Source organism: Haliea alexandrii, assembly GCF_003719295.1.
Classification (GTDB): domain Bacteria; phylum Pseudomonadota; class Gammaproteobacteria; order Pseudomonadales; family Halieaceae; genus Haliea; species Haliea alexandrii.
In genome coordinates, this window is sequence record NZ_RFLW01000001.1 from 980,042 (window position 1) to 999,985 (window position 19,944).

General features: G+C 62.7%; 15 protein-coding genes and 1 tRNA gene. 13 read left to right on the top strand and 3 right to left on the bottom strand.

Annotated elements, in window-relative coordinates; translation table 11 throughout:
* Positions 1-147: 147 nt before the first annotated feature.
* Both EGJ68_RS04480 and EGJ68_RS04485 read right to left on the bottom strand, forming a co-directional pair.
* Positions 148-1,341, bottom strand: coding sequence for an MFS transporter (locus EGJ68_RS04480; protein WP_233248667.1), 1,194 nt, complete (start codon positions 1,339-1,341; stop codon positions 148-150).
* 25 nt (positions 1,342-1,366) lie between these two features.
* Positions 1,367-2,188 carry an SDR family NAD(P)-dependent oxidoreductase gene (locus EGJ68_RS04485; protein WP_123033312.1) on the bottom strand — a complete coding sequence of 274 codons (822 nt, stop codon included), beginning with the start codon at positions 2,186-2,188 and terminating at the stop codon, positions 1,367-1,369.
* Positions 2,189-2,369: 181 nt separating this feature from the next.
* On the opposite strand from EGJ68_RS04485, the gene EGJ68_RS04490 reads away from it, so the two are divergent.
* The 4 genes from EGJ68_RS04490 to greA all read left to right on the top strand — a co-directional run bounded on the left by EGJ68_RS04490 (position 2,370) and on the right by greA (position 8,634).
* Entirely contained in the window at positions 2,370-3,554 is a 1,185-nt protein-coding gene (locus tag EGJ68_RS04490) for a Bcr/CflA family efflux MFS transporter (RefSeq protein ID WP_123033313.1), read from the top strand.
* 236 nt (positions 3,555-3,790) lie between these two features.
* Complete coding sequence (carA, locus tag EGJ68_RS04495; RefSeq protein WP_123034038.1) at positions 3,791-4,933, top strand: glutamine-hydrolyzing carbamoyl-phosphate synthase small subunit; 1,143 nt, start codon at positions 3,791-3,793, stop codon at positions 4,931-4,933.
* A gap of 6 nt (positions 4,934-4,939) precedes the next feature.
* Positions 4,940-8,161: a carbamoyl-phosphate synthase large subunit gene (carB, locus tag EGJ68_RS04500; protein ID WP_123033314.1), complete on the top strand. Its 3,222-nt coding sequence runs from the start codon at positions 4,940-4,942 to the stop codon at positions 8,159-8,161.
* Complete coding sequence (greA, locus tag EGJ68_RS04505) at positions 8,158-8,634, top strand: transcription elongation factor GreA (RefSeq protein WP_123033315.1); 477 nt, start codon at positions 8,158-8,160, stop codon at positions 8,632-8,634. The genes carB and greA overlap by 4 nt, the downstream gene beginning before the upstream one ends.
* Before the next feature lie 59 nt (positions 8,635-8,693).
* On the opposite strand, the gene EGJ68_RS04510 is transcribed toward greA, so the two are convergent.
* Positions 8,694-9,011, bottom strand: a complete 318-nt coding sequence (locus EGJ68_RS04510) for a YhbY family RNA-binding protein (protein ID WP_123033316.1) — start codon at positions 9,009-9,011, stop codon at positions 8,694-8,696.
* 138 nt (positions 9,012-9,149) lie between these two features.
* Between EGJ68_RS04510 and rlmE the strand changes: the two genes are divergently transcribed.
* From rlmE to EGJ68_RS04555, 9 genes are all read left to right on the top strand, one after another.
* Entirely contained in the window at positions 9,150-9,782 is a 633-nt protein-coding gene (gene rlmE / locus EGJ68_RS04515; RefSeq protein ID WP_123033317.1) for a 23S rRNA (uridine(2552)-2'-O)-methyltransferase RlmE, read from the top strand.
* 167 nt (positions 9,783-9,949) lie between these two features.
* Positions 9,950-11,875, top strand: a complete 1,926-nt coding sequence (gene ftsH, locus EGJ68_RS04520; protein WP_123034039.1) for an ATP-dependent zinc metalloprotease FtsH — start codon at positions 9,950-9,952, stop codon at positions 11,873-11,875.
* A 15-nt stretch (positions 11,876-11,890) separates the two neighbouring features.
* The gene (gene folP, locus EGJ68_RS04525) at positions 11,891-12,790 is read left to right on the top strand and encodes a dihydropteroate synthase (protein ID WP_332888874.1); all 900 of its coding nucleotides are present in this window, start codon (positions 11,891-11,893) and stop codon (positions 12,788-12,790) included.
* On the top strand, positions 12,787-14,142 hold the full coding sequence (gene glmM, locus EGJ68_RS04530) for a phosphoglucosamine mutase (protein WP_123034041.1): 1,356 nt from the start codon (positions 12,787-12,789) through the stop codon (positions 14,140-14,142). Before folP ends, glmM begins: the two co-directional genes overlap by 4 nt.
* Positions 14,143-14,221: 79 nt before the next feature.
* A complete protein-coding gene (gene tpiA / locus EGJ68_RS04535) occupies positions 14,222-14,968 on the top strand; it encodes a triose-phosphate isomerase (protein ID WP_123033318.1) in 747 nt (248 codons plus the stop codon).
* Between the two features lie 44 nt (positions 14,969-15,012).
* Positions 15,013-15,384, top strand: a complete 372-nt coding sequence (gene secG, locus EGJ68_RS04540) for a preprotein translocase subunit SecG (RefSeq protein WP_123033319.1) — start codon at positions 15,013-15,015, stop codon at positions 15,382-15,384.
* A 20-nt stretch (positions 15,385-15,404) separates the two neighbouring features.
* Positions 15,405-15,490 (top strand) — tRNA-Leu (locus tag EGJ68_RS04545).
* A gap of 250 nt (positions 15,491-15,740) precedes the next feature.
* Positions 15,741-17,528, top strand: coding sequence for a chloride channel protein (locus EGJ68_RS04550; protein WP_123033320.1), 1,788 nt, complete (start codon positions 15,741-15,743; stop codon positions 17,526-17,528).
* A 96-nt stretch (positions 17,529-17,624) separates the two neighbouring features.
* Positions 17,625-19,922 (top strand): TonB-dependent receptor, encoded by a 2,298-nt coding sequence (locus tag EGJ68_RS04555; protein ID WP_158283492.1) that lies wholly within the window; start codon positions 17,625-17,627, stop codon positions 19,920-19,922.
* The last annotated feature ends 22 nt before the right edge of the window (positions 19,923-19,944 follow it).

Sequence of the window (19,944 nt, forward strand, 5' to 3'; positions counted from 1 at the left end):
ATGAACGATCGTGCTACGAGTTGTTGTCCGGTGCCAACTGAGGCTCTCACAGGGTAAAGAAATCAACTGCGGGAAGGTAACTGCAGGCGTATGAGTATGCAGTCTGCCAAAGACATAGTTGCGAGTGGTCTGGTCGAAAGCGCCCGTTCAGGCTGACTCCCGCCGCACCAGCAACACGAGCACCAGGAAGAACACACTGGCGCTGAACAGAGGCGCCAGCGACGGGTGGATCTGATACAGGGCGCCGGCGCAGAGTGGGCCGGCGACGAATCCGATGGCGGGGCAGGCGGCGACCAGGCCGGCAACCGAACCCTGTTCGTCGGCGGATACCGCAAGCGACGCGCCGGCGGAAATCGACGGCATACTCAGACCCAGGCCTGTGCCGAGGAACCCCATGCCCACCGCCAGCAGCGGGAAGTGATCGGCGCTGGCCAGAATCGTTGCGCCAAACAGCATCGCCAGCAGGCCCAGGCGAATGAATTGCGTGGGCTCCAGTTTGAGCCGCTGCATCACGGTAATCTGTACCAGGAATGTGAACAGAGCCGACACCATCAGTGCCGCCCCGGTCATCTGGGCGGTCTGGATACCGTTCAACTCCAGTTTGTCCTGCAGGGTGAAGCCCAGTGTCTGCTGGATGCCGGAGAAGCCGACGAACAACCCCACGGCGGTGGCGAGCAGGTGGCGCACTCGCCGGTCGGTAAAACGCAGCCGTATACGCAAATGGCGTGGTACGCGCTCCCGGCGGGGTGTTTTCGGCAGCTTGCGCCACACCAGCAGCGCCGCCGACGCCGCGAGCGTTGCCGCAAAATACAGGGGTGCCAGCAGGCCGAAGGTTGCCAGGGCGCCGCTCACCGCGGGACCGAGTATGGTGCCCATGCTGTTGGCCGTGCCGAGGCGGGCCATGGTGCGTGTACGGTGCTCGGCGGCGCTGTTGTCTGCCGCATAGGCGGTTGTGGCGGGGTTGGTGGCAGACATCACCACCGACTGCCCGCAGCGCGCCAGCAGCGCCACGACGTAGAGCAGGGTGCCGCTGAGAATACCGGCCAGCCCTATGGAAAATACGCTGGTGAACACCAGGGTGCCCGCGGTGTAGCCGAGCAATCCGGTGATGATGATGGGCTTGCGTCCGACGCGATCGCTGAGTCGACCCCAGTGAGGCGAGGCGAGGGCGAACACCAGGGCGGAGATGGCGATGATCGATGTGATCTGCAGCTCTCCCAGCGCCACTTCGCGGCCCAGCGGCGCGAGGATCGCAAACACCAGCGATTGACCCATGCCCGTTGCCATGAGGGCAAGGATCAGTACGGTCAGCTGCCCGGTAGAAAGCCTGGTCGTGGTCACGGATGCCTGCGCCGGGGGTGAGTGATCACGCGTCGGCCTTGCCGATCTGGCCCAGTCCCGGCATGAAGCGGGGGTAGCTGACCGGAAACAGGCGTGCCAGCAGGTTGATGAGCTTGGCATCGCTGCCTATTAACAGGCGCTGCTGCCTTTTTTCCACGGCGCGGATGATCTGTGCCGCCGCCGATTCCGCCGTGGTGCGCACGTGTTGCTCGAACAACGCGGCTTTCTCGTCTTCGCTGACGGCGACACCGCCGCCGCGGCTGCGGCGCGCGATATTGGTGCCAACCCCACCGGGGTGCACGCAACACACGTGGACGTTGCTGCCCTGCATTTCCATGCGCAGTGCCTCGGTGTAGCCGCGCACGGCAAACTTGGAGGCGTTGTAGGCGGATTGCGTGGGCACGCCAATCATGCCGAAAATCGACGATATATTGACCAGGTGCCCCTGCGGGGCGCGTTGCAGCAGAGGCAGGAAAGCCATGGTGCCGTGGACCACGCCCCAGAAATTGATGCCCATCAGCCACTGCACGTTGGCGTAGTCACAGGCATCGACACGGTCGCTGTAGCCCACCCCGGCGTTATTGACCACGATGTCTACCGACGACTGTTGTTCGGCGATGGCCCCGGCCCAGGCGTCCATGGCGGCCTTGTCTGCCACGTCCACGGACTGCTGCTGGGTAGCGACATCGGTGCGCTCCAGGCCCGCCACGGTTTCATCCAACCCGGTGGCATCCACGTCGCTCAGGAACAGGGCGCAGCCCTCGCGGTTGAGTTGCCTCGCAAGCGCGCGGCCAATGCCTGAGCCGGCGCCGGTGATTACCGCTGTTTTCCCTGAACTGTAGGTCATGTTTGGAGATATCCTGTTGTTTACGGTTATCGGCCCATCATAGAAAACCGGGTGTGTAGCGCAACTGTTTTCTCCAGTGCCGGGCGCCGAACACAGCTTTGCTGCACCTTGGTGCCCCGCGTGCGGTACACTGCAGTGGCCCGCGCAGCAACAAACACCCTGACCCTTCCGGCGATCCGTCATGAATCACGCATCAGGCATTTCACTCCCGGTGATATTCGCCCTCGGCTTCACCATGATGCTGGGGCCTTTCGCCATCGACACCTACCTGCCTGCCTTCCCGCTGATTGCGGCGGCACTGGGGGTCACCCTGCACGATGTGTCCCTGAGCATCTCCGTGTACATGATGGGGTTTGCGCTGGGCCAGCTCACCGGCGGCGCGCTGTCGGACCGCTATGGGCGCCGGCGCGTGCTGGCGACCGGGCTGGCCGTGTTCGCGCTGGCCAGCTTCGGCCTGGCACAGGTGCAGTCGCTGGAGGCGCTGTTGTGGGGCCGTTTGTTGCAATCTGTCGGTGGTGGCTGGATCGGCGTATCAGTACCCGCGCTGGTGCGCGACCGGGTGCAGGGCGTGCAGGCCGCAAAGCTGTTTTCAATGATCGGGATGGTCGCGATCGTGGCGCCTGCCATCGCCCCCGCGATTGGCGCCCTGCTGCTGGAAGTAGGTAGCTGGCGCCTGGTGTTTGTGTGCCTGGGAGGCTATGCCCTGTGCCTGTTCCCGCTACTCCAGGCCACGGTGTTCCGCGGGCCGCGCAAGCCCCCCGGGGGTGCCGATGGCCTGAGCTTCCTGGCACGCTACCTGGGTGTACTGAAAACCCGCAGTGCGCGCCCCTACATATTCTGGCAGGCGGCATCGTTCGGCGGCCTTATCATATTTGTAACCTACGCCTCGTATATCTACCTGGAGCATTTTGCCCAGTCCCGGGCCGCGTTCACGGCATTGTTTGCCTGCAATATCGTCGCGATTTTCGCCTGTAATCTGCTCAACCGGGTTCTCTTGAATCGTTTCGAGCCACGCCAGATCATGTTTGCCGCCACCTGGTTGCAGGCAGCCAGCGGCCTCGCCCTGTTGCTGGTGGTGTTGTTCGACGGACCGGTGCAGGCTTTTCTGCCGGCCATGATGCTCTACGCGGGCATGCTGGGTGCCATCAGCCCCAACATACAGGCGTGCTATCTCGAATCGTTCCCCAGCAGCGCCGCCTCGGCGGCCGCGGTGATGGGTGCGGTCCAGTTCGGGCTGGGGGGCGCGGCGAGTGCGTTCAGTAACCTGCTGCCTGAGGCGCTGCTCAGTGTCGTCGCCTGTATCGCGGCCTGCGCCTTCGCCAGCCTGGCCTGCATGCTGTGGTCGCGCCGCAGCGCCGACCTCTGAGTTTCCCGCATGCGGTATTTGTGCCGTGCTTCTGCGCGCTGCTCGCTGGACAGGGCCGGGGGTATACCCTACAATTCTGCCCCAGATTTCATATGTCCGGATTGCGCCCCGGACGTCGTTTGTACCTGCGAGTAACCAGAGCTGATTCTATGAGAAAAAGCGAGATGTGGTGGCCCCCATCTCGCTTTTTTTCAGCGCGCGCAGCAAAGGTCCGCCGCTGAATCTTGGAGGTGTTCTTGTCCAGCCCAGCCCTTTTGGCCCTTGAAGATGGCACCGTTTTCAGAGGTGTGGCGATAGGAGCAGACGGTGCCTCCGTCGGTGAAGTGGTCTTCAACACGGCCATGACCGGGTATCAGGAAATTCTCACTGATCCCTCCTACGCGCGCCAGATTGTCACCCTGACCTATCCCCACATCGGCAACACCGGCACCAATGCCGAAGACGAAGAGTCGGCTAACATCTGGGCAGCCGGCCTGGTCATTCGCGATCTGCCGCTGCTGGCCAGCAACTACCGCAACCAGGAAGACCTGCAGAGCTACCTGCGCCGGCGCAACATTGTCGCCATCGCGGATATCGACACCCGTCGCCTGACGCGCATACTGCGCGACAAGGGTGCGCAGAACGGCTGCATCATGGCCGGTGACCAGGTCGATGAAGCTGCTGCGCTGGCCAAGGCGCGCGGGTTTGCCGGCCTCAAGGGCATGGACCTGGCGAAGGATGTCAGTGTGGATGCGCCCTACGCCTGGCGTGAGGGCAGCTGGACGCTGGACGGGGGTTGCACGGAGCGTCCGGACGCGGATTTGCCCTGGCACGTGGTGGCCTACGATTACGGCGCGAAGCGCAACATTCTGCGCATGCTGGTGGATCGCGGTTGCCGCCTTACCGTGGTGCCCGCGCAAACCCCGGCCAGCGAGGTGCTCGCCCTGCAGCCGGACGGTGTGTTCCTCTCCAACGGCCCGGGAGACCCGGAGCCCTGCGACTACGCCATCAGCGCTATTCGCAGCATTCTCGACACCGACATTCCCGTGTTCGGCATTTGCCTCGGCCACCAGTTGCTGGCGCTGGCCAGCGGTGCCCGCACCCTGAAAATGGGCCACGGGCACCACGGTGCCAACCACCCGGTGCAGAATCTCGATGACCGCACGGTGCTGATCACCAGCCAGAACCACGGCTTTGCAGTGGATGAAGCGGGCCTGCCGGACAATCTGCGGGTGACGCACAAGTCGCTGTTCGACGGCACCCTGCAGGGTATCCACCGCACCGACAAGGCGGCATTCAGTTTTCAGGGGCACCCGGAGGCCAGCCCGGGCCCGCACGATGCCGCCCCACTGTTTGACCATTTCATCGAATTGATGATCGCCAGAGCAGGGAGCCGCTAAACCGCCATGCCCAAGAGAACCGACATTAAGAGCATTTTGATCCTCGGCGCAGGCCCTATTGTTATCGGTCAGGCCTGTGAGTTCGATTACTCCGGCGCCCAGGCCTGCAAGGCGCTGCGTGAGGAGGGCTACCGGGTGATCCTGGTGAACTCCAACCCGGCCACCATCATGACCGACCCCTCGATGGCCGACGCGACCTACATCGAGCCCATCGTCTGGCAGACGGTGGCGCGGATTATCGAGGAAGAGCGCCCGGACGCCGTGCTGCCGACCATGGGTGGGCAGACGGCGCTGAACTGTGCGCTGGACCTGGCGCGCGAGGGCGTGCTGGAAAAATTCGGCGTGGAGATGATCGGCGCCACCAAGGAAGCCATCGACAAGGCCGAAGACCGCCAGCTGTTCGGCCTAGCCATGAAGCGTATTGGCCTGGAAACACCGCGCGCGGCACTGGCCCACAGCATGGAAGAAGCTTTCCAGGTGCTGGACCAGATCGGCTTTCCCTGCATTATCCGCCCCTCATTCACCATGGGCGGCTCCGGCGGCGGCATCGCCTACAACCGCGACGAGTTCGAACAGATCTGTACCCGCGGCCTTGACCTGTCGCCGACCAAGGAACTGTTGATCGATGAGTCCCTGATTGGCTGGAAAGAGTACGAGATGGAGGTGGTGCGGGACAAAAACGACAACTGCATCATCGTCTGTTCCATCGAAAACTTCGATGCCATGGGCGTGCACACGGGCGACTCCATCACGGTTGCCCCGGCACAAACCCTCACCGACAAGGAATACCAGATCATGCGCAACGCCTCGCTGGCGGTGCTGCGTGAAATTGGCGTGGAGACCGGTGGCTCCAACGTACAGTTTGGTATCGACCCCAAAACCGGGCGCATGGTCATCATCGAGATGAACCCGCGTGTGTCGCGCTCCTCGGCCCTGGCCTCCAAGGCGACCGGTTTCCCCATCGCCAAAGTGGCGGCCAAGCTGGCCATCGGTTACACGCTGGACGAGTTGCAGAACGACATTACTGGTGGCGTCACGCCGGCCTCATTCGAGCCCGCCATTGATTACGTGGTGACCAAGATCCCGCGCTTCGCCTTCGAGAAATTCGGCGCCGCAGACCCGCGCCTGACCACCCAGATGAAGTCGGTAGGCGAGGTGATGGCCATTGGTCGCACCTTCCAGGAGTCGCTGCAGAAGGCGCTGCGCGGGCTGGAGGTCGGCTCGGCCGGCTTCGAACACCGCATCGACGTGGACAACCCGGACCTGCGCGAAGAGCTGGTGTCTGAGTTGACCAACCCGGGCGCGGACCGCATCTGGTACATCGGTGACGCCTTCCGCGCCGGCATGACGGTCGATCAGGTGTACCAGTACACCGGCGTGGACCCCTGGTTCCTGGTGCAAATCGAAGACATCATTGCCACCGAGGATGCGCTGAAGCCGGTGGCACTGCTGGACATCGATGGCGATCGCATGTTCCGTCTCAAGCGCAAGGGCTTTTCCGATGCGCGCCTCGCCGTGCTGCTCGGTGTGAGCGAGCGGGAACTGCGCAAGCACCGTCACGCGCTGGGCATTCGTCCGGTATACAAGCGGGTGGATACCTGTGCCGCCGAGTTCACCTCAGCCACGGCCTACATGTACTCAACCTACGAGGAGGAGTGCGAGGCTGCACCGACCGGGCGCGACAAGATCCTGGTGCTCGGGGGCGGCCCGAACCGTATCGGCCAGGGTATCGAATTCGACTATTGCTGCGTACACGCGGCGCTCGCGATGCGCGAGGATGGCTATGAAGCCATCATGGTGAACTGCAACCCGGAGACGGTCTCCACCGACTACGACACCTCCGATCGCCTCTATTTCGAGCCGGTGACGCTGGAAGATGTGCTGGAAATCATCGATCTCGAGCAGCCCAAGGGCGTGATTGTGCAGTTCGGCGGGCAGACCCCGCTGAAGCTGGCGCGCGACCTGGAGGCCCACGGTGTGCCCATTATCGGCACCACGCCGGACGCCATCGACCGGGCCGAAGACCGCGAACGCTTCCAGAAAATGATCCAGAAGCTCGGTTTGCGTCAGCCCGCCAACACCACCGTACGCAGTGTGGAAGAGGCGCTGGAAGCGGCTGCGCGCATCGGTTACCCGCTGGTGGTCCGCCCGTCCTATGTCCTGGGTGGCCGGGCCATGGAAATTGTCTACCGCGAGGAAGACCTGCTGCGCTACATGCGCGATGCGGTGCAGGTATCCAACGACGCGCCGGTGCTGCTGGATTCGTTCCTCAGTGCGGCCATTGAGGTGGATATCGATGCGGTGAGCGACGGCGAGCAGGTGGTCATAGGCGCCATCATGCAGCACATCGAGCAGGCAGGCGTGCACTCCGGTGACTCCGCCTGTTCCCTGCCGCCCTACAATCTGGCTCCCGAGGTGCAGGATGCCATGCGCGAGCAGGTGCGGCAGATGGCACTGGAACTGGGCGTCAAGGGCCTGATGAACGTACAGCTGGCCTGGCAGGACGACGAGATCTATGTGATCGAGGTCAACCCGCGCGCCTCTCGCACGGTACCTTTTGTGTCCAAGTGCATCGGCGTGTCCCTGGCCAAGGTGGCGGCACGCTGCATGGCGGGCCAGAGCCTGGCCGCACAGAATTTCACCCGCGAAATCGTGCCGCCCTTCTTCTCGGTGAAAGAGGCGGTTCTGCCGTTCAACAAGTTCCCGGGTGTAGACCCGATCCTCGGCCCGGAAATGCGTTCCACGGGCGAAGTGATGGGCACCGGGGATACTTTTGCCGGGGCTTTCGCCAAGGCCCAGCTGGGTGCTGGTGAGCCGCCGCCGCGCAGCGGCATGGCGCTGATGAGCGTGCGCGATGTCGACAAGCCGGGCGCCGTGCGCGTGGCGCGCGAACTGGTGGCACTGGGCTTCAGCCTGGCAGCCACCAGCGGCACGGCCAAGGCGCTGGAAGAAGCCGGCCTGGAGGTGCGCCGGGTGAACAAGGTGCTGGAGGGTCGGCCGCATATTGTCGATATGATCAAGAACGACGAAGCGGACCTGATCATCAATACCACGGAAGGGCGCCGGGCAACTACGGACTCGGCCCCCATTCGCGCCAGCGCCGAGCAGCATCGGGTGTTTTATACCACCACCCTGGCCGCGGCTGAAGCCATGACCATGTCGCTCAAGCTGGAAACAGACAAGACAGTACGCAGGTTGCAGGACTTGCACAGGAGCATCGGGAAATGAGTAAAGTACCCATGACAGTCAGCGGTGAACGCCTGTTGCGGGAGGAGCTTGACCGCCTCAAGCGGGTAGAGCGCCCGCGCATTGTTGCGGCGATAGCCGATGCGCGCGAGCACGGTGACCTGAAGGAGAACGCCGAATACCACGCGGCGCGGGAACAGCAAAGCTTTGCCGAGGGCCGAATTCAGGATATTGAGAGCAAACTGTCCAATGCGCAGGTCATCGACGTCACGGCCATTGCCAAGTCCGGCAAAGTGATCTTCGGGGTGACTGTCGACCTGGTGAACATCGACACCGAAGCAACGGTGTCCTATCGCATCGTGGGCGACGATGAAGCCGATGTGAAGAACAACCTCATTTCGGTCAGCTCACCCATTGCGCGCGCCCTGATTGGCAAGGAAGAGGGGGATATTGTGGTTGTGCGTGCGCCCGCGGGCAATATCGAGTATGAGATTGATCAAGTCCGGCATATTTGATTCGAACTCGGGGCGCTCCGGCGCCCGTCCCGTCGCGGGTGAGTGCTGACGCTCAGCCGCTACTGGGCCAGCGTTCGAATCAGGTTTGAGAGTTTGGGGTCAGGTTTCGTGCAGCGTTTCAGTAGCAGGGCCGTATTGCCAATGCTCTGTACGAGCGTGGCCCCGGTCTTGCTGCACATCTCCTCTATTAGCCTGTCGCGCGCGTCGCGGTCTCCCACAGACACCTTGATTTTGATCAGCTCGTGGTCGCCCAGGGCGCGCTCGATTTCCTGCAGGACGTTGTCGCTGAGGCCGTTACCCGCCACCGTGACCACCGGTTTCAGTTTGTGGCCGATGGCGCGCAGTTGCTTGTGATCCAGGGTTGCTTTCTTGCTCATGAGGTTTCCGCGCTACAATGCCGGGTAAAGAGGGCGCCCAGTCTACACAAGCGCCGGCGCCGCGCCTAGTTTGGTGGGGCCAGTTCAGTGGGGCCAGTTCAGTAGAGTATGGCCGCGGATGTTGCGGTGGGAAAAGGCATGGCCAAGAAAAAATCATCAAGCAAGGCGTGGCTCAAGGAGCACCGGGATGACCCCTATGTGCAGCAGGCACAGCGCGAGGGCTACCGGTCTCGCGCCTGCTACAAGCTGCTGGAAGTCCAGGAGCGGGATCGCCTGATCAAACCCGGTATGACAGTGCTCGACCTCGGTAGCGCCCCGGGCGGCTGGTCCCAGGTGGCGGCGCAGCTGGTGGGCCACAAGGGGCGCGTGCTGGCGTCGGATATTCTGCCGATGGACAGCCTCGCCGGGGTCGAATTCATCGAGGGAGACTTCACGGCAGACAGCGTGTTCGAGCAGATTCTCACCGCGCTGGGTGATACGCCGGCCGATGTCGTGATCTCGGACATGGCGCCGAACATGAGTGGAGTGAACGCTGTCGACCAGCCGCGGTCCATGTATCTGGTAGAGCTCGCGCTGGACATGGCGCAGCAGGTGCTTGCTCCGGGCGGGTCGTTTGTGGCCAAGGTGTTTCAGGGCGAGGGCTTTGACGAGCTGTACCGCGATATTCGTGGTGCGTTCGGCAAGGTGGTAACACGCAAGCCGAAGGCGTCGCGCCCGCGCTCGCGCGAGGTGTATCTCGTGGCCACCCAGTTTCGCGCCGCGGAGGGTTGAAACGTGGAGCGGTGGCCCCATGTCATGTACATTGGGTACCTGTATCTGCGCTGGCATTGAGCCCTTTTCGGGGTGGCGGCGTATAACCGGCTATAATCAGGGAGAAATTGGCTGTCTCGTCCATCCGTGCTGGATGGTTCATTCATGAGGAAACAGCGTTGAACGATATGGCGAAAAATTTACTTTTATGGCTGGTGATTGCCGCAGTGCTGCTGTCGGTATTCAACAACTTCAACATGCAGAGCCCGACGCAGCAGGTGGGGTACTCCGAGTTTATCGAGGAGATCCAGAACGAACGCATCAAGAAGGTGGTGGTCGATGGGCTCACCATCAATGGTGAACGCTTCGATGGCAGCCGTTTCGAAACCATCCGCCCCATGGTGGAAGATCCCAAGCTGATCGATGACCTGCTGCAGCACAATGTCGAGGTTGTCGGCCGCAAGCCCGAGCAGCAGAGTGTGTGGACGCAACTGCTGGTCGCCAGCTTCCCGATTCTCATCATCATCGCGGTGTTCATGTTCTTCATGCGCCAGATGCAGGGCGGTGCCGGCGGTCGCGGTGGGCCGATGAGTTTTGGCAAGAGCAAGGCGCGATTACTGGGTGAAGACCAGATCACCACCACTTTTGCCGATGTGGCGGGGGTCGATGAGGCGAAGGAGGACGTACAGGAGCTGGTCGAATTCCTGCGTGATCCCAGCCGCTTCCAAAAGCTCGGTGGGCGCATACCCCGCGGCGTGCTGATGGTGGGTCAGCCCGGCACCGGTAAAACGCTGCTGGCAAAAGCCATCGCCGGTGAGGCAAAGGTACCCTTCTTCTCCATCTCCGGTTCGGATTTCGTTGAAATGTTTGTCGGCGTGGGCGCCTCCCGCGTGCGTGACATGTTTGACCAGGCGAAGAAGCAGGCGCCCTGCATTATCTTTATCGACGAAATCGACGCGGTAGGCCGTCATCGCGGCGCCGGCCTGGGTGGCGGGCACGATGAGCGCGAACAGACCCTCAACCAGTTGCTGGTGGAGATGGACGGCTTTGAAGTGAATGACGGCGTTATCGTGATCGCTGCCACCAACCGTCCCGATGTGCTCGACCCCGCCCTGCTGCGACCGGGCCGTTTCGACCGCCAGGTGGTGGTGGGTTTGCCCGATATTCGCGGGCGCGAGCAGATATTGAAAGTACACATGCGCAAGGTGCCGCTGTCCGAGGACGTTGTGGCCTCGCGCATTGCCCGTGGCACACCCGGTTTCTCCGGCGCCGACCTGGCGAACCTGGTGAATGAAGCGGCGCTCTTTGCAGCGCGCGCCGGTGTGCGCACGGTGGGGATGACGCAGTTCGAGTTGGCCAAGGACAAGATCATGATGGGCGCCGAGCGCAAGTCCATGGTCATGTCGGAAAAGGAAAAGCGCAACACGGCCTACCACGAGGCGGGCCACGCCATTGTCGGTCGCCTGGTGCCTGAGCACGACCCGGTGTACAAGGTAAGCATTATTCCCCGCGGCCGCGCCCTTGGCGTGACGATGTTCCTGCCGGAAGAAGACCGCTATAGCCACAGCCGCCGGCATATCATCAGCCAGGTGTGCAGCCTTTTCGGTGGGCGCATTGCCGAGGAAATGACCCTGGGCAAGGACGGCGTCACTACCGGCGCTTCCAACGATATCCAGCGCGCCACCAGCATCGCACGCAACATGGTGACCAAGTGGGGCCTGTCGGAGAAGCTGGGGCCGCTAATGTACGACGAAGCGGAGGAGGAGGTGTTCCTTGGCCGTTCTGCCGGGCACCAGACCAAATCGTTGTCGGCGGAGACCGCCAAGCTGATCGACCAGGAAGTGCGCAGCATCATCGACGAGTGCTACAGCACAGCGCAGGGCATTCTGGAAGATAACGTGGACAAATTGCACGCCATGGCCGACGCCCTGATGTTGTACGAGACCATCGACGCCGACCAGATCAACGACATAATGGAAGGGCGCACCCCGCGTGAGCCCGCTGACTGGGGTGGCTCGGATGGTGGCCCGCAGGCCGGTGTACGCAAGGCGACAACGGCCGAGGACGAGGATGAAGCGGCCAGCCCCATCGGCGGCCCCGCCGGTGAGCACTGACCCCGCCGCTCGGCAGTGAGTGCTGCCCCAGGCCCGGCGCTTGATTGCGCCGGGCGCATGCTGGACCTCTCGCGCCCTGTTGTCATGGGTGTGGTCAATACAACCCCCGATTCCTTCTCCGACGGTGGTGCCCTATATCGGGGTGGCCACCTTGATGTAGAGTGCGCGCTCGCACATGCTCGACGGCTGTGTGCAGAGGGCGCGGCAATTCTGGATATCGGTGGCGAGTCCACGCGCCCCGGGGCACCGGCTGTATCCTCGGTGGAGGAGCAGGATCGCGTGCTGCCGCTGGTCGATCGTGTGGCGCGCGAGCTCGACGTGGTGATATCCGTGGATACCAGTGACCCGGTGGTGATGCGTGAGGCGGCGGCACTCGGGGCGGGTATGCTCAATGATGTGCGAGCGCTCACCCGCGAGGGTGCACTGGAGGCAGCGGTGGCGTCTGGCCTGCCGGTGTGCCTGATGCATATGCAGGGCCAGCCGGATACGATGCAGCAAGCGCCCACCTACACCGATGTGGTGGCTGAGGTGCGCGCTTTTCTGGCACAGCGACTGGAGGCCTGCCTGGAGGCGGGCATGGCGCGCCGGCAGATTCTTCTCGACCCCGGATTCGGCTTTGGCAAGACGGTGGCGCACAACCTGGAGTTGTTGGACCGCCTCGGCGACCTGGCGCTGGACGGCCTGCCGCTGCTGGTGGGTTTGTCACGCAAGTCGTTGATTGGCAAGGTGCTGGGGCGCACGACAGCCCCCGGGCAACCGGGGGTGGACATTGCACAAGACCGTCTCGCCGGCAGCCTCGCCCTGGCGGTGCTTGCAGTCGAGCGTGGTGCCGCTATAGTGCGTGCGCATGATGTGGCGGCAACGGTGGATGCGCTGGCCATGTGTGTGGCAATGAAGCGATGGGGGCGACCTTGAGTAGACAGTTCTTCGGTACCGATGGCATTCGGGGCACAGTGGGTGAAGCCCCTATCACCCCGGATTTCATGCTCAAGCTGGGCTGGGCCTGTGGTCGCGTGTTCGCGCGGGGCGCCAGTCCCGGTACCCACAACACGGTTATTATCGGCAAGGATACCCGGGTTTCGGGCTACATGTTCGAGTCCGCCCTGGAAGCGGGGCTGGTGGCCGCCGGCGTGGACGTCAAATTGTTGGGGCCCATGCCGACGCCGGCTGTGGCCCTGATGACCCGCACTCAGAACGCCGTGGCAGGGATCGTAATCAGCGCCTCCCACAACCCTTATTACGACAACGGTATCAAGTTCTTCTCATCGGGTGGCGCCAAGCTGGCCGACGAGGTGGAACTCGCCATTGAGGCCGAACTGGCCTGCGATCTGGTGGTCGTGCCGTCGCGGGATATTGGCAAGGTTGTGCGGGTTGCCGACGCCGCGGGCCGTTACATCGAGTATTGCAAGGCCACGGTGCCAGACAGTTTCAGCCTGCGCGGCCTGAAAATCGCAGTCGACTGTGCCCACGGCGCGACCTACCATATCGCGCCCAATGTGCTGGCCGAACTCGGTGCGGACGTGGTCAGCATGGGCGATCGGCCCGATGGCTACAACATCAACGAAGGCGTGGGCTCGACCGATACCGCGCGCCTCTCGGCCCTGGTGCTGGAAAGCGGGGCCGACCTGGGTATCGCCTACGACGGTGATGGCGACCGCGTTATGTTCGTCGACGCTGACGGTTCCCTGGTGGATGGCGACGAGTTGCTCTATGTGATTGCTGTGCACCGGGCTGCACAGGGGCACAGCGAAGCGGGCGTCGTCGGCACACTGATGTCCAATCTGGGGCTGGAACTGGCGCTGCGCGAGCTGGGCCTGGAACTGGCGCGGGCCAAGGTCGGTGACCGCTATGTCAAGGAGCTGATGGAGGCTCGGGGCTGGCGCTTGGGCGGAGAGTCCTCCGGGCACATCATCTGCGCGGACCATACCACCACGGGCGATGGCATTGTTGCCAGCCTGCAGGTGCTGGTGGCCATGGCTGATGCGGGGGCTAGCCTGGCGCAATTGCGGGCCGGGCTGCGCAAGTGCCCGCAGACCATGATCAATGTACCGGTCAACGGCCGTTTTGTGCTCAGTGAACTGCCTGCAGTGGCGGCGGCGGTCGAGTCGGTGGAGCAGGTGCTGGGCACGCGCGGGCGTGTTCTGCTGCGTCCTTCCGGTACGGAGCCCCTGGTGCGGGTGATGGTCGAGGGTGAGGACGCAGCGGAAGTGGAAGCGCTGTGCCAGGCACTTGCCAGCGATGTGGCAGAGGCCCTGCAGGCGAGCTGAGACACCCGCTGGCGCGCCTTGTATGTGGCGGCCTTCTTGGGTACCATTGCCGACCGTTTTTTGAGGCCGGGTGTAGCCAGTGCGCAAACCGCTTGTGATGGGTAACTGGAAGATGCACGGCACCCGGGCCAGCGTGCAGAAGCTGCTCGCAGGGCTGGTGTCCGAGGGCGTGCCGGCGTCAGTAGACGTTGCGGTTTGCCCGGTGTTCGTGCATATCCCGCTGGCGGTCAGCCTGTGTGAAGGCTCGGCACTGGCCGTGGGCGCACAGGACTGCAGTCACATGGTCGAGGGCGCCTACACGGGCGAGGTGGCGGCGGCCATGCTGGTCGACAGCGGCTGTCACTGGGTGATTCTCGGGCACTCGGAACGGCGCCAGTACCACGGTGAGTCAGACGACATGGTCGCGGCAAAACTGGCGGCGGCCCTCGCCGCGGGCATCGCGCCAGTGCTCTGTGTTGGTGAAACACGGGACGAGCGCGAGGCCGGTGAGGCCGAATATACAGTGGCGCGACAGTTACAGGGCGCTCTGCGTGGACAGGCGAGCCTGCACAGCCTGGTTATCGCCTACGAGCCTGTCTGGGCGATTGGTACCGGGCTGACGGCCACGCCCGAACAGGCGCAGTCCATGCACGCGTTCATCCGCGGTCAGTTGGAAGCGCTGCCGGGGATTGATGCCACGGCAATTCGCGTGGTGTACGGCGGTAGTGTGAAGCCGGATAACGCGGCAGAGTTGTTTGCGCAGGACGACATCGACGGCGCGCTGGTCGGTGGCGCCTCGCTTGACGCAGAGGATTTTCAGGCGATTGTTGCCGCAGCACAGGGCTGACAAACGCAATACAGACGGGTAGAGCCCGGGTGGGCAAGGGTGTTATGGAACAGATAATTCTGATCGTTCATTTGCTGATCGCGCTGGCAATCATCGGCCTGATCATGCTGCAGCAGGGCAAGGGGGCAGACGTTGGCGCATCATTTGGTGCCGGCGCCTCGCAGACGCTGTTTGGCAGTGCCGGCAGCAGCAATGTGCTGACCAAGTCGACCGCCTGGCTGGTCGTGCTGTTCTTCGCCACCAGTTTTGGCCTGGCCATGCTGGCCAGCCAGAAAACACAGGTGGTGGACGACCTGGACCTGGTCATACCCGCCGCAGAGGAAAGGATGGCGCCAGTACTGGATTCCGACCTGCCAACTGTGGATAATGCCGAGCCGGCAGCCGAGGCTGCCGCAGACGACGTGCCGGAACTGTAGACCGGTCGCGCAACGTTTTTGCCGAAGTGGTGGAATTGGTAGACACGCCATCTTGAGGGGGTGGTGGGCATAGCTCGTGCGGGTTCAAGTCCCGCCTTCGGCACCAAATTGATGTTCAGGAGTGATCCTGAATGTCCTGAGAGCCTGGCACTTGCCGGGCTTTTTTGTGCCTGCACCTCCTGCCTTCGCCTCCGTTTCACACGTGTTGTGCTGTCCAGCGTGTTGCCGCCAGCCACGCGGTGCGGTCGGATAGGGTCACGTAAACCATTGTGATAGTGTACTGAGGGGTGTCGGGGCACACCCGGCCCCATGGGGTCCATGGGCGGCAGCGGTCCGCATAAAGGAGAGCGTAGCCGATGCTCAGGCGTAGCAGTCAAGTCAAGGACAAGCTTTCAACACATTTCGGCAGCCGGCTTTCGGCGGGAGAGGGTGTGCTGCAACTGGCTCTTCTGGGGCTGCTGTCGGGCATCGGAACAGGTGGTGTCATACTCCTCTTTCGCAGTGCCATCGAATGGCCACTTGAGTACTTTCTGCCGGGTGCCGACAGTGAGGCCTTTGAGCAGCTGGGCCACTTGGCGCGCATGTTGCTGCCGCTGGCGGGTGCCGTGGGGCTTGGTCTGTTTCTGCACTTTCTGTCGGTGAGCGACCGCCGGGTGGGTGTTGCCCACGTGATGCACCGCCTGAATTACCATCAGGGTTATGTTCAACTGCGCGGCGCGCTGATTCAGTTTCTGCTCGGGGTGGGCACCGTGATCACCGGGCAGTCCGCGGGGCGGGAGGGCCCTGCGGTGCACCTGGGTGCAGCGTTCTCGAGCCTGCTCGGGCAGTGGCTGCGTCTGCCCAACAACAGCATTCGCACGCTGGTGGCCTGTGGTGTTGCCGCAGCCATTGCGGCGTCATTCGACACGCCGATTGCCGGTGTGATTTTCGCCATGGAAGTGGTGATGATGGAATACACCATCGGCGTGTTTACGCCGGTGATTCTGGCGGCGGTGAGCGCGGCGGTATTGACGCGGGCCGTCTATGGTGCGGAGCCGGCCTTCGAGGTGCCACTGGTGACGCTGCAGTCGCTGTTGGAGCTTCCCTGGATCCTGCTCGTGGCAGCTCTGATCGGTGTCGCTGCGGCGCTTTTCATCCAGCTGATCGAATCGGCGGGGCGCTTTGATCACCGGCCGATTCTGCTGCGCCTGCTGATGGCCGGCCTGTTCATGGTGCCGTTTGCGCTGCTGGTCCCGGAGGTCATGGGTATCGGCTACGACACGGTAGAGCAGACCATCAACGGGCAGCTCGCACTCTGGGTGCTGCTGGGCGTCGGGTTGGCGAAACTGGTGGCGACCGGTGTCAGTGTGGGCCTCGGCATGCCCAGCAGCATCATAGGTCCCACGCTGGTCACCGGAGCCACTCTCGGGGGCGCATTGGGGTTGGTGGGTGCTGCACTCATGCCCGAGCAGGCATCCACTGTGGGGTTCTACGCCATGCTGGGCATGGGCGCGATGATGGGCGCGGTATTGCAGGCCCCACTTGCCGCGCTCATGGCCTTGCTGGAGTTCACGCACAACCCGCACATTATCATGCCGGGTATGCTGGCCATCACCGTGGCCAGCCTGGTGACCAGCGAGGTGTTTGGCAAGAAGGCGGTATTCCAGAGCATGCTGAAGGCTCAAGGCCTGGGCTATGACACCTCACCAGTGACGCAGGCGCTGCGGCGCGTGGGAGTGGGTGCCATCATGGAGCGCAGCGTGAAGGTCGCGCCGCGTATGCTGGAGGGAGACGCCATTGCCGGATTGCTGACGGCGGGCACGCGCTGGGTGCTGGTGGAAGGCAGCAAGGGCCCGGTATCGCTGCTGCTGACCGCGGACCTCGCGCGGTTTGTAGAGCAGCGCGAGTCTGAGGCGCGGGAGCGCGGCGAGCCTGTCACCGTTGCGGCAGCGGTGGACCTGATGGCGATTCCGGCCAAGCGGCAGGATGTATCGGCGGTGTCCTACCAGGCTACGCTGGAGGAGGCGCTGCAGACCTTCGAACGCACGGATGCCGAGGTGCTTTATGTGCGCCAGTATCTCTCATACGGCATTGTGCGCATTGCGGGCGTGCTGCATCGGGCGGATATCGACAGTTACTACCAGGCGGGTGTTGTACGCGTCTAACGCATTTGGGGTATGCGGCGGCCGAAGCAAGCGGCTACGGTGGCGCCACTACGAGTGTTAGCTTTCAACATCTCGATAATAAAGGGATCGTTAGCCATGAAAAAAATTGCATCTGTACCCGCACACCATCATTTTCCTAAAATGCTGCTTGCCGCCGCTGTGCTGGCCACCAGCCAGGCGCAGGCTCAGGGGCTTGAGGAAGTCGTTGTTACCGCCCAGAAGCGCGAGCAGTCGCTGCAGGACGCGCCCATAGCCATCACCGCCTTTGGCGAATATGAGCTTGAGCAACGCGGCATCCGCGACCTCGTCGATCTCGGCACCATAGCGCCCAACGTCAAGGTGGCACCGCTGCCGTCCAACACCGCCAAGGCGACGGTGGCCATTCGCGGTTCGGTGACCTCAAACCCCGGTATCTACTGGGAACCCACGGTGGGTATTTACCTCGACGGCGCGTATGTCGGCAAGTTTTCCGGCAACGTGTTCAAGCTGGCCGAAGTGGAGCGCATCGAAATACTGCGCGGCCCGCAGGGCACCCTGTTTGGCCGTAACACATCGGGCGGTGCGGTCAACGTGGTGACGCAGAAGCCTACCGGCGAGTTGGGCGGTCGCCTGCGCGCCGGGGTGGGTAACTTTGGCTATACCGAGATTGACGGCAGCCTGAACCTGCCGCAGCTTGATCTGGGTGGCGCAGGTAACCTGAAAACCCGCGTCAGCCTGTCCTGGGATGACCGCGACGGTTTCTATGACAACGTTGCGGCCGCGCCCGGCACCACCATCACCCACCCCTTTACTGGCCAGCCCATTCCCGCCAACCCACCCGGCGCGGAAGATGAGCAGAATGCAGCCTCGAGCACGGTGGGCCGCCTGGACCTGCTCTGGGATGTCAGCGACCGCTTTTCCGTGCGCTACTCGCTGGATGAGGTAGACGTCGAGAACACCCCCGGCAAGCCACAGTTCACCAGTTTTGACCCCACCAGCCTTGTATTCGGCTTTCCGCTGCCGGGTGAGCTCGCCCAGTTTCTTACCAGCGAGACCGATAACCTCGAGGCGAACAGCATCGATGCGGATGTCTACGAAGAATTCGACTCCACCAGCAATACGCTGACGATGGACTACGATCTTGGCAGCGCCGGCATCCTGGGTGATGCATCGGTCAAGTATGTGTACAACCACCGCGATCTGAGCTTTGCCCAGAGCCTGGACAACGATGGCACGCCCTTCGGCCTGTTCCACTCCGCGATTGAGGAAGAGTACACGCAGCAGTCCCACGAGGTGCAGCTCACCGGGTCTTATGACCGGGTGAACTATGTCATGGGGCTTTACTACTTCGATGAAGATGCGGACGTCTATAACCCCCTGCAGCCGCTGAACTCCTTCTTCGGGCCGCTGTTGTCGCGCAATGCCTATGGCCTGGAGTCCGAACAGTTCGCTGTTTACGGCCAGGCGGACTGGCGCCCGCCGGTGCTGGATGATCGCCTGACCATTACCGCCGGCATTCGCTGGACGGAAGAAGAGAAGACGGTCTATATCGACCACCCCGACGATAACCCGCCCTTCGCCGGCGAAAACACTGACGATTACAGCAACGTAGCGCCCACGCTGATCTTCAGCTACGAATTCACCGATGAATTCAATGCCTACGCCAAGTACGCCAAGGGCTGGAAAGCAGGTGGCTTCAACGGTGAAGCGGGCAGCATAGAGGACTTCAACGTCGGCTTTGACCCGGAAGAAATCGACTCCTATGAGATCGGTTTCAAAAGCCGCTGGCTGGATAACACCCTGCAGCTGAACGGCGCAGCGTTCTATAACGATGAGTCTGATATCCAGCTGTCCGTGTTCATTCCCCGCGATGGCGGCGTGGCCTCGGTTATCGAGAACGCCGGTGAGTCAGTGAAGCAGGGTCTGGAGCTGGAAGTGGTGTACATGCCCAACGCGGATCTCATGCTGAGCGCAAACTACGGCTACCTGGATTCCGAGTTCACCGAGTTCCTGGAATTCGACCCGGTTCTGGGTGAAACCGTCGATGTGTCTGATGAGCGCTTCACGCAGTACACGCCCGAGCACACGGTCAACTTAAGCGTTGAGTACACCATGCTGCGCAGCGACTACGGCGACCTGATGGGCCGCCTGGACTACAGCTACAACGACGAGTACACCCCGTACGTGAAGCCAGAGCAGAAAGCGGTTTCCGACATCGATGGCTACGGCACGTTGAACGGTCGCCTCACCCTGATCAACATTCCGGTGGGTGACAACCAGCTGCAGGTGGCGCTGTGGGGCAAGAACCTGCTGGATGAGGAATACCGGGTCAACACGGTACCCTTCGGTCCGTTCACAGTGAGCTTCTTCGGCAACCCCCGCACCTATGGGTTGGAAGCGCAGTACACCTTCTGATCCCCTCCGGTTCGGTTCGGCG